Annotated in this window: 13 protein-coding genes; 4 read left to right on the top strand and 9 right to left on the bottom strand. The window is 51.3% G+C overall.

Going from position 1 to position 13,742, the window contains the following annotated elements:
- Nucleotides 1-37 precede the first annotated feature (37 nt).
- From Q3O06_RS02415 to leuC, 8 genes are all read right to left on the bottom strand, one after another.
- Nucleotides 38-2,323 carry a TonB-dependent receptor gene (locus Q3O06_RS02415; RefSeq protein WP_301817474.1) on the bottom strand — a complete coding sequence of 762 codons (2,286 nt, stop codon included), beginning with the start codon at nucleotides 2,321-2,323 and terminating at the stop codon, nucleotides 38-40.
- 115 nt (nucleotides 2,324-2,438) lie between these two features.
- Nucleotides 2,439-3,002 (bottom strand): YceI family protein, encoded by a 564-nt coding sequence (locus tag Q3O06_RS02410; RefSeq protein WP_301817473.1) that lies wholly within the window; start codon nucleotides 3,000-3,002, stop codon nucleotides 2,439-2,441.
- Between the two features lie 348 nt (nucleotides 3,003-3,350).
- Nucleotides 3,351-4,421 (bottom strand): 3-isopropylmalate dehydrogenase, encoded by a 1,071-nt coding sequence (leuB, locus tag Q3O06_RS02405; protein WP_301817471.1) that lies wholly within the window; start codon nucleotides 4,419-4,421, stop codon nucleotides 3,351-3,353.
- Between the two features lie 33 nt (nucleotides 4,422-4,454).
- The gene (locus tag Q3O06_RS02400) at nucleotides 4,455-5,186 is read right to left on the bottom strand and encodes an NgoBV family restriction endonuclease (RefSeq protein ID WP_118811655.1); all 732 of its coding nucleotides are present in this window, start codon (nucleotides 5,184-5,186) and stop codon (nucleotides 4,455-4,457) included.
- A 15-nt stretch (nucleotides 5,187-5,201) separates the two neighbouring features.
- Nucleotides 5,202-6,473: a DNA cytosine methyltransferase gene (locus Q3O06_RS02395; RefSeq protein WP_003688809.1), complete on the bottom strand. Its 1,272-nt coding sequence runs from the start codon at nucleotides 6,471-6,473 to the stop codon at nucleotides 5,202-5,204.
- A gap of 173 nt (nucleotides 6,474-6,646) precedes the next feature.
- Nucleotides 6,647-7,288, bottom strand: coding sequence for a 3-isopropylmalate dehydratase small subunit (gene leuD, locus Q3O06_RS02390; RefSeq protein WP_118792721.1), 642 nt, complete (start codon nucleotides 7,286-7,288; stop codon nucleotides 6,647-6,649).
- A gap of 61 nt (nucleotides 7,289-7,349) precedes the next feature.
- Nucleotides 7,350-7,604, bottom strand: a complete 255-nt coding sequence (locus tag Q3O06_RS02385; RefSeq protein ID WP_118792617.1) for a hypothetical protein — start codon at nucleotides 7,602-7,604, stop codon at nucleotides 7,350-7,352.
- A gap of 95 nt (nucleotides 7,605-7,699) precedes the next feature.
- The gene (gene leuC / locus Q3O06_RS02380) at nucleotides 7,700-9,109 is read right to left on the bottom strand and encodes a 3-isopropylmalate dehydratase large subunit (protein ID WP_118792616.1); all 1,410 of its coding nucleotides are present in this window, start codon (nucleotides 9,107-9,109) and stop codon (nucleotides 7,700-7,702) included.
- A 259-nt stretch (nucleotides 9,110-9,368) separates the two neighbouring features.
- Between leuC and gshA the strand changes: the two genes are divergently transcribed.
- The gene (gene gshA, locus Q3O06_RS02375) at nucleotides 9,369-10,718 is read left to right on the top strand and encodes a glutamate--cysteine ligase (RefSeq protein ID WP_301817464.1); all 1,350 of its coding nucleotides are present in this window, start codon (nucleotides 9,369-9,371) and stop codon (nucleotides 10,716-10,718) included.
- Here the strand turns inward: gshA and Q3O06_RS02370 are convergent.
- Nucleotides 10,692-10,814, bottom strand: coding sequence for a hypothetical protein (locus Q3O06_RS02370; protein ID WP_255294323.1), 123 nt, complete (start codon nucleotides 10,812-10,814; stop codon nucleotides 10,692-10,694). The genes gshA and Q3O06_RS02370 overlap by 27 nt on opposite strands.
- A 27-nt stretch (nucleotides 10,815-10,841) precedes the next feature.
- Here Q3O06_RS02370 and radC point away from each other — a divergent pair, with 27 nt between their 5' ends.
- The 3 genes from radC (at nucleotide 10,842) to Q3O06_RS02355 (ending at nucleotide 13,742) form a co-directional block, all read left to right on the top strand.
- On the top strand, nucleotides 10,842-11,519 hold the full coding sequence (radC, locus tag Q3O06_RS02365) for a RadC family protein (protein ID WP_301817458.1): 678 nt from the start codon (nucleotides 10,842-10,844) through the stop codon (nucleotides 11,517-11,519).
- A gap of 70 nt (nucleotides 11,520-11,589) precedes the next feature.
- Nucleotides 11,590-12,309, top strand: coding sequence for an epoxyqueuosine reductase QueH (locus tag Q3O06_RS02360; protein WP_301817456.1), 720 nt, complete (start codon nucleotides 11,590-11,592; stop codon nucleotides 12,307-12,309).
- A gap of 152 nt (nucleotides 12,310-12,461) precedes the next feature.
- Nucleotides 12,462-13,742 (top strand): CAP domain-containing protein, encoded by a 1,281-nt coding sequence (locus tag Q3O06_RS02355; protein ID WP_301817454.1) that lies wholly within the window; start codon nucleotides 12,462-12,464, stop codon nucleotides 13,740-13,742.

Genomic DNA, 13,742 nt, shown 5'->3' with positions numbered 1-13,742 from the left:
TTCAGACGGCATTTCGTTTACAGGCGGTATTTGATGTTTACAGCGAAATTTTCACACCGGTGCGGATGGAACGTCCGGGCAGCGGCGCAATGTATTTGAGTATGGAGTTTTGCGCGCGCGCGGTACGGTTGGTCAGGTTTCGGCCGTCCAAGAACCATTCTGTGCTGTATCTGCCGTGTTTTTGCGTATGGCTGACATAGGCATCGAGCAGGGCGTAGGAGCCGAGTGAGGGTTCTTTGTATGCTGCAGCCATGTTTCCAGTGTGTTTGGCAGCGGCGTAGCGGGTCAGGCTGCTGCCGATTTGCCATGCTCCTTTGTTCCAGCTTGCACCCAGCCCGTAGCGGGAAACAGGCAGGTTGGGCATATAGTAGCCGTCATTGCGCAGGCGGTTTGAGTCCGCATTCCTACTGTCTTTGTCGTCGGCATGATTGCGGACCCTGTCGGCAAACAGGCGCAGTTCGAGTTGTCCGTATTGTTTCAGGTCGAAAAGTTGGGTCAGCTCGATTTCCAAACCTTGGATGCGGGTATCTGCCGCACGCCAGTATTTGGTCGGCAGGTGGTCGCCGCCGTCATGTGCAGAGTCAGACAGATAAATGTAGTCGTTGAATCGGGTTTGGTAATAGTTGGCGCGGAGTTTGCCGCCGTTCCACGCGAATTCGTTGCCGAATTCCCATGTTCTGGCAGTTTCCGGACGTAAGACGGAATCGGAAAAATGATTTTCCGAAGCAAGTTGCGCATAATGGCTGCCGCTTGCATAGAGTTCGTTAATTTCCGGCGCGCGTTGGGAGCGGCTGTAACGGGCATTTATTTTCCAAAACGAAAGGGGTTTCCAACCGGTTGACGCATGGAAGCTGTTGAGGCTGTATTTGAGGCTGCTCCGTTGCTCAGATCCTTTTTTGGAACCAGTATTACGGGCTGTTTTGTAGCTGCCCAAGTCAAGGCCGTGGCGGACATTGCCATAACGCCAACCGAGCGAGGCTTCATAGTTGCGGTATTTGAGGTTTTCCAAGACAAATATGCCGTATTCACGACTGTTCGTATCGGGCAGGTAGGAATAATTGCCGGTACGTTTGCCGTTCAAGCCCGAAGATTCGGTATGGCGGCGTTTGTAGTCGGCCCCTATGCTACCGTTAAACAGGGAGGAGAAGTGGTGGTTCAGCTCGATACGGTTTTGGAGGGTACGGCTGTCGAGGCTGTTAACCTTGGTCGAGCCCAAGAGTTCGGTATTCGGCGTATCGGTGTATGAGGTCAGGAAGCTGACGTTGTCCACCCAAGAGGATTGCGGACGGTAAAGTGCGTCCACAAGCCAGCGTGTTTGCTGAGAATAGACGGATGCGGGTTCGGCGGCAAGTTTGCGGTTGCCGTTGCCGTCGATATTGTAATAGGAGAAACCGGGAATACCGGAATGGTACAGGCTGCGGCTGACAGCGGCACCGATGTGGCCTCTCTCGCCGATATAGCTGCCGCCGAATGAAACGCTGCGGTTTTTCAGGCTGCTGTTGCCCAGGCGGCCTTCGCGGACGGGCGTATCGTCGCGCATGGCGTGGACGGTGGTTTTACGGAACTCTTTCGAACCGTCGTAAAGCGGATTGTCAATCCAATCTGCAGAATTGCCCCATGAAGGTTTGTTCAACTTGTACATTTCTGAATCATCGAGGTGTTCGCCGTACTTTTTCTCCAACTCATTCAGCCATGCTCTGCCACCTTTGTGAACATATCGGTAATAGCCCGGGTTCAATTCTTCAGTAATAACGGGAGTAATCTGGCAAGACCACATCAGGCGCGAGTTGAGGCGGTTCGCCGGGTCGTAGCACAAGTCGGGCTTGCTTGAGCCGGGGATGCGGTAGCCTGAAATTTGGCTGTTGGAAGCATCAAGATGCCATGCGAAATTACCGGTCTTGCCGTCGAAACGGAAGGCTTCGTTGTGCGGGGTGTTGTAGCCGCCGCTCAATTCGATTTTGCCGCCGAAGTCTTGTTCCGGCAGTTTGTGCGGGATGATGCCGGTATCGACATCAACCGCTCCGCCGATGGCGTTGCCGCCGTACAGGACTGCCGCTGAGGATTTCAAAACCGTAATTTTATCTGCTAAAAACGGGTTGACCATGGTCGGCAGGTTGCCGCTGATTGCGGCCATATCGGACACACCCATGCCGTTTTCGCTGATATAGACGCGCGAACCGCTCAAGCTGCGGATTTGAGGCAGACCGGTGTTGGGGCCGAAACCGGCGTTTTGTACGCCGCCGACTTTTTCCAAAGTCTGACCGAGTGAGACGGCGCGTTTGGTTTTCAAATCATGGGCGGTCAGCACGTCGCCGTCGCCCAAAACGTCTTTGGCCTGCAGGTCGCGGCTGCTTATGATATAGCAAATTTGTTATGATGAAAATAAAAATGCCGTCTGAAATATTTCAGACGGCATTTTTATTGACTCGTATCAAGATTTATTGTTTGGCTGCCTCGATTTGGATGTCGATGCGGACGCTTTTGGTCATACCGGCGTTAACGAGGTAGTCCACGCCCCATTTGGTGCGGTCGATGGTGGTGCTGAAATCGCCGCCGCAAACTTCGGTTTTCAACATCGGGCTTTGGTAGCAGTTGAATTTTTCGGCTTTGAGTTTGACGGGAGCGGTTTTACCGTGCATGGTCAGGTTGCCGTCAACGGAAACCAGTTTTTTGCCGTTGAAGTTGAATTTGGTGGAAACGAAGCGGATGTTAGGATATTGGGCGGCATCGAAGATATCGGCTGATTTCAGGTGGTCGGTAAAGTGTTGCGAACCGCTTTGCAGGTTGGCAACGGGGATGGTGATGTCGATTTTACCGTCGCGTTTTGCTTGGTCGAACTCAACGGAACCGGTCAGACCGTAAAAACCGCCGACGTTGGTGCTGGTGTTGAAATGGTCGATGGAGAAACGGGCGTTGGCGTGATATTCGTCTACTTTGTAGGTGGCGGCGGAGACAGTACCGATGGTTGCTGCTGCGAGCGCGGCGAAGATGATTTTTTTCATGATTCTTTCCTTTGTGTGAGGCTGTAAAGATGCTTATCTTAACATAGGAAAGAATGCATATCATTTCTTAAGGGCGAACGGTGGATTTACCTTGATTTGATGATGGGGTCGTCTGAAACCTGAGAAGGGCAATACTGGGAGCTGTCGATATTCAATCGTTTCAGTGTTTTTTTATCCCTAAAGCGACATCTTCTGCGTTGGAAATTCTTACCAGGTATCCAACCTTGTTACGGTTTACGCCTTGAATCTTCCGCGTTGCAAACAAAAATCCACCGGGAAAATTAAATGTCGACAGCCCTAATGAAAAAAGCGCGGAGTCGTCCGCGCTTTGGGTTTTCAGACGGCCTTTTACAAGGCGGCGAGTACTGCATCGCCCATTTCGGAGCAGGAAACGAGTTTCGTGCCTTCTTCGTAAATGTCGCCGGTGCGCAAGCCTTGTTGCAGCACTTTTTGGACGGCGTTTTCGACTTGTTGCGCGCGGACTTCGTCGTTCAGGCTGTAACGCAGCAGCATGGCAAGTGAGAGGATGGTGGCCAGTGGGTTGGCTTTGTTTTGTCCGGCGATGTCGGGGGCGGAGCCGTGAGACGGTTCGTACAGGCCTTTGCCGTTTTCGTCCAAAGAAGCGGAAGGCAGCATACCGATGGAGCCGGTCAGCATGGAGGCTTCATCAGACAGAATGTCACCGAAGATGTTGCCGGTGGCAATCACGTCAAATTGTTTGGGCGCGCGTACGAGCTGCATGGCGGCGTTGTCGACGTACATATGGGAAAGCTCGACATCGGGATATTGTTTGCCGATTTCTTCAAAGATTTCACGCCACAGTTCGGTGGTTTCCAAAACGTTGGCTTTGCCTACGGAGCAGACTTTTTTGCTGCGTTTTTGGGCGGATTGGAAGGCAACGTGGGCAATACGGCGGATTTCGCTTTCGCTGTATTTCATGGTGTTGTAGCCTTCACGTTCGCCGTTTTCCAGAACGCGGATGCCGCGCGGTTCGCCGAAATAAATATCGCCGGTCAGTTCGCGCACAATCAAAATATCCAAACCGGCAACGATTTCAGGCTTGAGCGTGGAGGCGTTGGCTAGCTCGGGATAGAGGATGGCGGGGCGCAAATTGGCAAACAGGTTCAAATCCTTACGAATCGCCAACAGACCGCGCTCAGGACGCAATGGACGGTCTAGATTGTCGTATTGCGGGCTGCCGACCGCGCCGAGCAGGACGGCATCGGCTTTGCGGCAGAGGTTTTGCGTAAATTCGGGATAAGGATGGCCGTATTCGTCATAGGCTTCGCCGCCCAAAGGTGCGTATTCGTAGTTGGCATCCAAGCCTTGGGCGATCAGTTTGTCGAGTACGCGGACGGTTTCGGCGACGATTTCAGGGCCGATGCCGTCGCCTCGGAGGATGGCGATATGTTTGGTCATTTCAAGTTTCCTTATGGGTTGATGGTTGAAGGGTTATTTCTTTTTGTATTTGTGTGCAATTTCGTGCCAACGGGGTATGGAAATCGATCGGTTGTAGTGTTTTTTATAGGCTTCCTCAAATTTCTTTTTCCATAAGGATGCGTTATGCCGTGTTGCCGGGTTTTGATAAACGGTTTCTTCAATTGCGGAAACAAAATCTTCCAAGCATTCAAACATAGGCATATTCTTTTTATTTATGCTGTACCAAACACCCGGGCGGATTTTATGCACCACGCCTTTTTTGACTTGAAGATTAATTGCCCACCCATCCATGCTTCTGGTAATTTGCCATACTTTTTTAAGCCATAAATCCTTGATGGTTACATTGCCGTTGTCATCCATATCGTAACCGAATATTAAATAATCTACATCCAGCATATAGGGCTTATGAATGATTTCATCAGAATACATTTTAAAATCTGCAATATCAAAACCCGGGCTGGCATTTCGGTTGAACGCCTTTACTTCCAACAATTCTCTGCTGCGGTCTTTTTTATTTAAAAAGAAATCGGGAGGCATTTGGGTATTGGTTGAAACATCAAATTCAATTTCCCTTTTTCTCAACCATCCGCCGAGCCATTCCTGAATGATGTTGCCGACAACATCTTTTTGTTTGACGATAATATCCACATCGCCTAAGAAAAATCTAATTTGACCATTAGCCGATAAGATTTTTTCTTCATCCAGCAACTTATCAAATATTTGTTGTGCAGTAAGTTTTATCATTTTATCCCTGTCGGTTTATAAAGTATGCAGGAGTCTTTCAGATACCGCCTTAATCACAGGGACGGCAACGGTATTACCCAATAAATCGCATCTGTCTTTTTTGGGAATATCAAACGAATAATCGTCCGGATAGCCGAATAAGCGTAACCCTTCTTTTCCGGTAAGTGTACGCAAACCGCCGTTGTCAACGACGAAAAGGTGCTCCATATCCATTGCAACCAAGGTTGGCGCAACATCGTTTGGATCTAATATTTTATTGATTTCAAAAGATTTTTTACCCGAAACAATATTGTAGCCTTTGGGCAGGGATTCATCTTTGATTCTTTGCCCGCCAATTTTTTGTTTCGGATGCTCTAAAACCAAATAGCCTTTATCTGTCAGGCTGTCCAAAATATTTTGGAGATCGGGGTGTTTATAGAAAGTTGAAATTTGCGCTTTTGTCAAAGGCATCCCATCCATCCAATCTATGCCGATTTCTGAAGCCCATTTTTTTTTCCTCCGTTCTTTTAGAAGGATATTTAACAATTGCTTCTCTTCTTCGGTTACTGCGCCTTTTAATTCAATATCCCAACTGTGAATATTGTTTTTCCCTCCCCGTTTGTCTTTTACTGATTTTCCGTACAGTTCGGACGGGGGAAATTTTTTTAGCAATTTTTTGATGAAAGGGCTGCTTTCAGTAGGCAGTCCCGATTCCAAAATATTTTTTAATTTCGGACTTGGGCTTGTTTCGAAAGATAAGTCGGGTTTGGATTTCAAACTGCCTGTCAGATAAATGCGCTTCCTGTTTTGGGGAATGCCGAAATCTTTTGCATTTAAAACTTTCCAAGAAACATAGTAGCCCAATGCTTCCAAGGTTTCCAAAATAACGGTCAGGGTGCGCCCTATTTTTTGTGTTGAATCTTTTCTATCGTGTGTCACCAATCCTTCCACATTTTCCAAAATAAAACCTTTTGGTTTTTTTGCCTTTAAAATCCTTGCCACATCAAAGAAAAGCGTTCCCCGTGTATCTTCAAAGCCTAATCTTTTTCCGGCGAAAGAAAAAGCCTGACAAGGGAAGCCTGCCAACAGGATGTCAAAATCGGGAATATCCCCTGTTTCAATTTTCGTTATATCTCCATACGGCACTTCATCAGGGTAGTTTTGCTTCAATACTTCCAAAGCTGCCGGTTTGATTTCTGAAGTAAAAACACATTCGCAAGCAACCGACTGTTTCCGACAAGCTTGTTCAAATCCTTTCCTGATGCCGCTCATTCCGGAAAATAAGTCAATAAATTTAATTTGTTGCATATTAAAAATCTAAAAATTTATTTGAAATGGAGAGTTGCATTATTGCATTAATTTAGAGTGTTGCTAAGCCAGCTTAAAAGATGAAAGCAATTTATCGCCCCTCTGTTTACATTAGCCGCAGCAATTATTGTTATCAGGAATGCCGTCTGAACGGCCTTCAGACGGCATAGGTTTTAACCGTTAAACAGCCAAGGCTGGCTTTGGCGGCGTTTTTCTTCAAAGGCGTGAATTTCGTCGGCGTGTTGCAGGGTCAGTCCGATTTCGTCCAAGCCGTTTAAGAGGCAGTGTTTGCGGTGTTCGGTAATGTCGAATGTGAATGTTTCGCCGCTAGGGGTGGTCAGGGTTTGTTCGGCAAGGTCGATGGAGAGCCGATAGCCTTCGTTGGCTTCGACTTCTTTGAAAAGCCAGTCAACCTGTTCTTCGGTCAACACGATGGGCAAAAGTCCGTTTTTGTAGCAGTTGTTGAAGAAGATGTCGGCAAAGCTGGGGGCGATGACGGCGCGGAAGCCGTAGTCGTCCAATGCCCAAGGGGCGTGTTCACGTGAAGAGCCGCAACCGAAGTTTTTACGCGTCAACAGGATTTGCGCGCCTTGATAGCGTGGTTGGTTCAGGGAGAAATCGAGGTTCAGCGGGCGTTTGCTGTTATCCATGCCCGGTTCGCCGTGGTCGAGGTAACGCCATTCGTCAAAGGCATTAGGGCCGAAGCCGCTGCGTTTGATGGATTTCAGAAATTGTTTGGGGATGATGGCGTCGGTATCGACGTTGCTGCGGTCGAGCGGGGCGACGATGGCGGTAATTTTGGTAAAGGCTTTCATGGGTTTGCGTCTTGTGCTGACGATGCCGTCTGAAACGGTTTCAGACGGCATCGCGAATCGGTTATTCGGTGGCGTTTTCGATTTTTTCGCCAATATGGGAAATGCCGCGTCCGACGGCATTGCCGCCTTTTTTGACGGCTTCTTTGGTTTTGTCCCAGCCTTTTTCGACGGCGTTGCCTGTTTGTTCGGCGGCGCGTTCGGCGGCGGCCTGTGTTTTGTCAAGGTTGCGGGCGGTGTCTTGTTTCGCGCCCTGCCAAGTGCCGGCGCAGGCGGACAAGGCGAGGGCGGACAGGGCGGTAACGAAAAGTTTGTTCATGGTTAAACTCCTTGGTTTGAGTATTAAGGCGTTTCTGCCTTACGGGACATATTTCAGACGGCCTCGTCAAATTCTTAAAGACCGCCTGAAAATACTTATGCCATCATGCGGATGTCGGTAAAGTGTCCGGTAACGGCGGCGGCGGCTGCCATAGCGGGGCTGACGAGGTGGGTGCGCCCGCCGTTGCCTTGGCGGCCTTCAAAATTGCGGTTGGACGTGGAGGCGCAGCGTTGACCTGGCGCGAGGCGGTCGGCATTCATCGCAAGGCACATCGAACAGCCCGGTTCGCGCCATTCAAAGCCGGCTTCGATGAAAATTTTGTCCAAGCCTTCTTTTTCGGCTTGTTCTTTAACCAAACCGGAGCCTGGGACGATCAACACGCGCTGTACGTTGGCGGCTTTTTTGCGGTCTTTGGCGATGGCGGCGGCTTCGCGCAAGTCTTCGATGCGGCTGTTGGTGCAAGAGCCGATGAATACGATGTCGACGGGGATTTCGTTCAGCGGCGTGCCGGCCTTCAAACCCATATATTCGAGGGCGCGCTCCATACCGCTGCGTTTGACCGGATCGGTTTCTTCGGCGGGATTCGGCACTTTGCCGCCGATGTTTAAAACCATTTCGGGCGACGTGCCCCAAGTAACTTGCGGTTCGATGTCTTCGGCGTTGAAACGGTATTCTTTATCAAAAACCGCGCCTTCGTCAGACACCAGCGTGCGCCAGTACTCGACGGCTTTGTCCCATGCCTCGCCTTTGGGTGCGAAAGGTTTGCCTTTGACATAGTCGATGGTGGTTTGATCGACGGCGACCATACCGGAACGTGCGCCTGCCTCAATCGCCATATTGCACAGGGTCATCCTGCCTTCCATCGAAAGGCTGCGGATGGCTTCGCCGCCGAACTCAACGGCGTAACCCGTGCCGCCCGCCGTGCCGATTTGCCCGATGATGTAAAGCGCCACGTCTTTGGCGGTAACGCCCGCTTTTAATTTGCCGTCAACGGCAATCAGCATGGATTTGGATTTTTTCGCGGTAATGCACTGGGTCGCCATCGTGTGTTCGACTTCGGAAGTGCCGATGCCGTGCGCCAGCGCGCCGAATGCGCCGTGGGTGGAGGTGTGCGAATCGCCGCAGACGACGGTCATACCGGGCAGGGTCGCGCCTTGTTCGGGCCCCATAACGTGGACGATGCCCTGACCTTTGTCCATAAACGGGAAGTAGGCGAGTGCGCCGAATGTTTTGATGTTTTGATCCAAAGTATCGACTTGCAGCTTGGAAATCGGGTCTTGGATGCCTTTGTCCCAATCGCCGGTCGGGGTGTTGTGGTCGGCGGTGGAGACGACGCTGTCGATGCGCCACAGCTTGCGCCCCGCCATTTTCAGACCTTCAAACGCCTGCGGGCTGGTTACTTCGTGAACCAGATGGCGGTCGATGTAAAGCAGGACAGTGCCGTCTTCTTCTTCGCGGACGACGTGGCTGTTCCAGAGTTTGTCGTAAAGGGTTTGTGCTGTCATGATGTTGTTCTTTTGGATAAATGGTGATGCGGATTGGGCGGATTTTAGACGTATTCTTTACACCGCGCAACAGATTTTGTCTAATTTTTGAGTCGGTGTTATTTTGTAAACAATTTTAACGAAAAAATTAGACATATTGTCCATTTTGGTAAACAGTTATATCTAAAGAATGATCCGATATGAAAGAATACTTGTCGTCATTCTTTCAAAGGCATTATTATCTGTACCTTGTCAAAAAACACACAGAGGCAGACGAAAGATGAAATTACCGGTTATGTCGCCCGAACATTCGGCGCAACTTCAGGCGTTTGAGGCAAAAATCCTGTCCAATCACGCCAAAATCGAAGCGTGGTTCCGCACGCAGTGGAACACGCACCGCCCGCCGTTTTATGGTTCGGTCGATATCCGCAACGCCGGTTACAAAATTTCGTCTATCGATATGAACCTGTTTCCGGGCGGCTTCAATAATTTGAATCTCAACTTTATCCCGCTGGCGGCGGTTGCTGCGCAAGATGCGGTGCAGCGTGCCTGCGAAACGGCAAAGTCCGTATTGATTATTCCTGAAAACCATACGCGCAATACGTTTTACCTGCAAAACGTTTACGCCCTCAGCGAGATTTTGCGTTCGGCAGGGTATGAAGTGCGCTTGGGCAGCTTGAATCCGGAAGTAACCGAACCGGCCGAATTTGAAACCGCATTGGGCGACAAAATCCTGTTGGAACCTTTATTGCGTACCCGTGAGCGCGTCCATCTTGCAGACGGTTTCTCGCCTTGCGTCGTCTTGTTGAATAACGACTTGTCCGCAGGTGTTCCCGACATTCTCAAAGACATCAGCCAAACCGTATTGCCTCCGTTGCACGGCGGTTGGACGACGCGTCGCAAAACAGATCATTTCGGCGCGTATAACCAAGTTGCCGCCGAATTTGCCAAGTTGATTGACATCGACGAATGGCAGATTAACCCTTATTTTGAAAAAATCGGTGGTTTGGATTTCCAAGGGCGGGAAGGCGAAGATGCGTTGGCAGGCGCAGTAGAGCGCGTATTGGCGAAAATTCAAGCCAAATACGACGAACTGGGTATTACTGACCAGCCTTTCGTGATTGTCAAAGCCGACGCGGGTACTTACGGCATGGGCGTGATGAGCGTCAAGTCCGCCGACGAAGTACGCGGCTTGAGCCGTAAAAACCGCAACAAAATGGCGAAGGTGAAAGAAGGCTTGGAAGTCAGCGAAGTGATTGTCCAAGAAGGGATTTATACCTATGAAACCTTAAACGGCGCGGTGTGCGAACCCGTCGTCTATATGATGGACCGCTTCGTCATCGGCGGCTTCTTCCGCGTGCACGAAGGGCGCGGTGCGGACGAAAACCTCAACGCCGGCGGTATGGTGTTTGTGCCGCTGTCCAACAGTATTCCTACCGGTAATGGCGATAATTCGCAAGAAGCCCCCGAAGCCTGCAAGCGCGTATTCGAGCAGTGGGATTCGCTGGGTATGCCGCGATCCGAAAAAGACTGCGATGTCGATAATGTCCACAACCGCCTCTACGTTTACGGCGTAATGGCACGCCTGTCGCTTCTGGCGGCTTCAATCGAGTTGGAAGAAACGGCGTAAGACTGTTTTGAAATACAGATGCCGTCTGAAGCGGAAATCCGGTTCAGACGGCATTTCGGATATTTGGCGTGTGGGAACATCTGTTTCAGACGGCATCTCAGACTATTTTAAAAAAGGGAAAACATGAGCATCAAGCAATGGCCGGAAGGCGAAAGGCCAAGGGAAAAGCTGTTGGAACGCGGGGCGGCGGCGTTGAGCGATGCCGAACTTTTGGCAATCCTTTTACGCGTCGGGACGCGCGGAATGAGCGCGGTCGATTTGGCGCGTTATTTGCTGCAGGAGTTCGGCAGCTTGGGGAAGCTGATGAGCGCGGAGGTCGGCAAACTGTCGGCATACAAGGGTATGGGGACGGCAAGTTTCACACAGTTCGCCGTAGTCAGGGAAATCGGGAGGCGGATATTGGCGGAAGAATTGCAAGAAGAAATTACCTTATCCGATCCCGATACCGTTGCTGATTATTTACGCTTTCATTTGGGGCAGGAAAAAGTCGAAGTCAGCGTCGCGCTGCTGTTGAACCGCCAAAACCAACTGATTGCGGTCAGAGAGTTGTCGCGCGGTACGGTTGCGGAAAACACGATTTACATCCGCGAAATCGTCAAACTGGCTTTGGACGAGTATGCGGACAGCCTGATTATCGCGCACAACCATCCGGGCGGCTCGCCCGAACCTTCGCAGGAAGACATCATGTTCACAAGGCGGCTGGCACAGGCCATGTCGCTGGTTGATGTGTCGCTGCTCGACCATTTTATCGTAACGGCGCAAAGCATCTGTTCGTTCAGGCAGCTCGGGCTGATGCCCTGACACCCTGTTTTACATGCGGCGGCTCTGATAAAATAGCCGTTTGCACCAAACAGAACATCTATTTGAAACTATGGACACAACACGCATCGTTACCGATATAGCCCGCCCGATTCTCGTTCCGCCCGGCGGCAACAAAAAGGTCCTGCTGCATTCCTGCTGCGCCCCGTGCAGCGGCGAAGTGATGGAGGCGATGCTCGCCAGCGGCATCGACTACACCATTTATTTCTACAATCCCAACATCCATCCGCACAAAGAATATATGCTCCGAAAAGAGGAAAACGTGCGCTTTGCGGAAAAGTTCGGCATCCCCTTCATCGACAAAGACGACGATTACGAAAACGACCGCAAAGAATGGTTTGCCAAAGCCAAAGGCATGGAATTTGAGCCGGAACGCGGCATCCGCTGTACGATGTGTTTCGATATGCGTTTTGAAAAAGCGGCACAATACGCGCATGAACACGGGTTCCCCGTCTTCACCAGCTCGCTGGGCATTTCACGCTGGAAAAATATGGCGCAAATCAACGACTGCGGCCGCCGCGCCGCCGCGCCTTACGATGATGTGGTGTATTGGGATTTCAACTGGCGCAAAGGCGGAGGCAGCGCGCGCATGATTGAAATCAGCAAACGTGAAAACTTCTACCAGCAGGAATATTGCGGCTGCGCCTATTCCTTGCGCGATTCCAATGCCCACCGCAAATCGCAGGGACGCATCCCCATCAAACTCGGCGTGCTGTATTACGGCGACGAATCGACACAATACGAACCTGCACCCATCCGGGTGGACAAATAAGCACCCGATGCCGTCTGAAGGTTCAGACGGCATTGGGTTCGGCATCGGCACGATGAAAGGTTTGCCGGTTTGGCAATCGGCAAGCGGAAACGTGATTTTCAAGTTTGCCGTTTTCATGAAATATCCCGTTGCCGGGGTGAAAGTGCGACATCATGAAATCCCTTGTTATCTGGCTGCTTCTGTTGGGTTCGGCGGCAGGCGTTTTCTACCATACCCAAAACCAATCCGTGCCGGCGGGCGAACTTGTCTATCCGTCCGCACCGCAAATCAGGGACGGCGGCGATGCACTGCACTACCTCAACCGCATCCGCGCCCAAATCGGGTTGCACGAGCTGGCACACGCGCCGGTTTTGGAAAACTCCGCCCGCAGGCACGCACGCTATCTCACGCTCAATCCCGAAGACGGACATGGAGAATATCATCCCGATAATCCTCACTATACCGACCGAAAGCTGACCGAACGCACACGTCTTGCCGGGTATCTCTACAACGGCGTGCATGAAAACATCAGCACGGAAGAAGAAGCCGTCGAATCGTCCGACAGCGACATCCGCACGCAGCAACGCCAGGTTGACGGATTGATGAGCGCAATCTACCACCGCCTTTCCCTGCTTGACCGCCATACGGATGAGGCAGGAGCGGCATTTGTGCGCGAAAACGGTAAAACCGTCGTCGTATTCAATCAGGGCAACGGCAGGTTTGAGCGGCATTGCGCCCAAGGCAGAAATCAGCCTGAAGCGGGACGGCACTATTACCGCAACGCCTGCCACAACGGTGCGGTCGTGTACACCGACGAAGTCATGCCCGCACAAGAGCTGCTTTATACAGCCTATCCGGTTGGCAGCGGCGCACTGCCTTATTTTTACGGGGAACGTCCCGACCCCGTGCCGGGATATGAAATGACGGGCAATCCTGCCAGCATTGATTTTTCCGAGGCGGCAGGCAAAATTACGATGAAAAGTTTCAAGCTGTATCAGGGTAAAAACGAAATCCGCCCCGTCAGGGTTTTAACCGCCGGCAACGACCCCAACGGCAGGCTGACCACGTACCAATTCGCGCTTTTCCCGCTCAAGCCTTTGGAATACGGCACGCTTTATACGGCGGTATTCGACTATGTCCGCAACGGACGGCGCGCGCAGGCGAAATGGCAGTTTAAAACCCGAAAACCCGATTACCCTTATTTTGAGGTAAACGGCGGCGAGACGCTTGCCGTCAAAAAAGGCGAAAAATATTTCATCCACTGGCGCGGACGCTGGTGTTTGGACGCGTGTACCCGTTATACCTACCGGCAGCGGCTCGGCAGCCGCCTGTCCATAGGAAGGCACGAGGCGGGCGGCATCGTCTTCAGCGTTGGCGGAATGACGGGCAGCCGCATCACGCTTGCCCCGGAAGACAGCCCGGGACGCGGCGTTACCCTTTATTTACAGGATTGA

Origin of the sequence: Neisseria maigaei (assembly GCF_958267405.1) — a bacterium.
Lineage (GTDB): Bacteria > Pseudomonadota > Gammaproteobacteria > Burkholderiales > Neisseriaceae > Neisseria > Neisseria bergeri.
Note: the sequence above shows the minus strand (reverse complement) of the source record. Positions and strands in the feature narration are given on the sequence as shown.

Coding starts and splice junctions, on each gene's coding strand:
- Q3O06_RS02410 (WP_301817473.1), bottom strand. CDS start 3,002: ATGAAAAAAATCATCTTCGCCGCGCTCGCAGCAGCAACCATCGGTACT.
- leuB (WP_301817471.1), bottom strand. CDS start 4,421: ATGACCAAACATATCGCCATCCTCCGAGGCGACGGCATCGGCCCTGAA.
- Q3O06_RS02400 (WP_118811655.1), bottom strand. CDS start 5,186: ATGATAAAACTTACTGCACAACAAATATTTGATAAGTTGCTGGATGAA.
- Q3O06_RS02395 (WP_003688809.1), bottom strand. CDS start 6,473: ATGCAACAAATTAAATTTATTGACTTATTTTCCGGAATGAGCGGCATC.
- leuD (WP_118792721.1), bottom strand. CDS start 7,288: ATGAAAGCCTTTACCAAAATTACCGCCATCGTCGCCCCGCTCGACCGC.
- Q3O06_RS02385 (WP_118792617.1), bottom strand. CDS start 7,604: ATGAACAAACTTTTCGTTACCGCCCTGTCCGCCCTCGCCTTGTCCGCC.
- leuC (WP_118792616.1), bottom strand. CDS start 9,109: ATGACAGCACAAACCCTTTACGACAAACTCTGGAACAGCCACGTCGTC.
- gshA (WP_301817464.1), top strand. CDS start 9,369: ATGAAATTACCGGTTATGTCGCCCGAACATTCGGCGCAACTTCAGGCG.
- Q3O06_RS02370 (WP_255294323.1), bottom strand. CDS start 10,814: ATGCCGTCTGAAACAGATGTTCCCACACGCCAAATATCCGAAATGCCG.
- radC (WP_301817458.1), top strand. CDS start 10,842: ATGAGCATCAAGCAATGGCCGGAAGGCGAAAGGCCAAGGGAAAAGCTG.
- Q3O06_RS02360 (WP_301817456.1), top strand. CDS start 11,590: ATGGACACAACACGCATCGTTACCGATATAGCCCGCCCGATTCTCGTT.
- Q3O06_RS02355 (WP_301817454.1), top strand. CDS start 12,462: ATGAAATCCCTTGTTATCTGGCTGCTTCTGTTGGGTTCGGCGGCAGGC.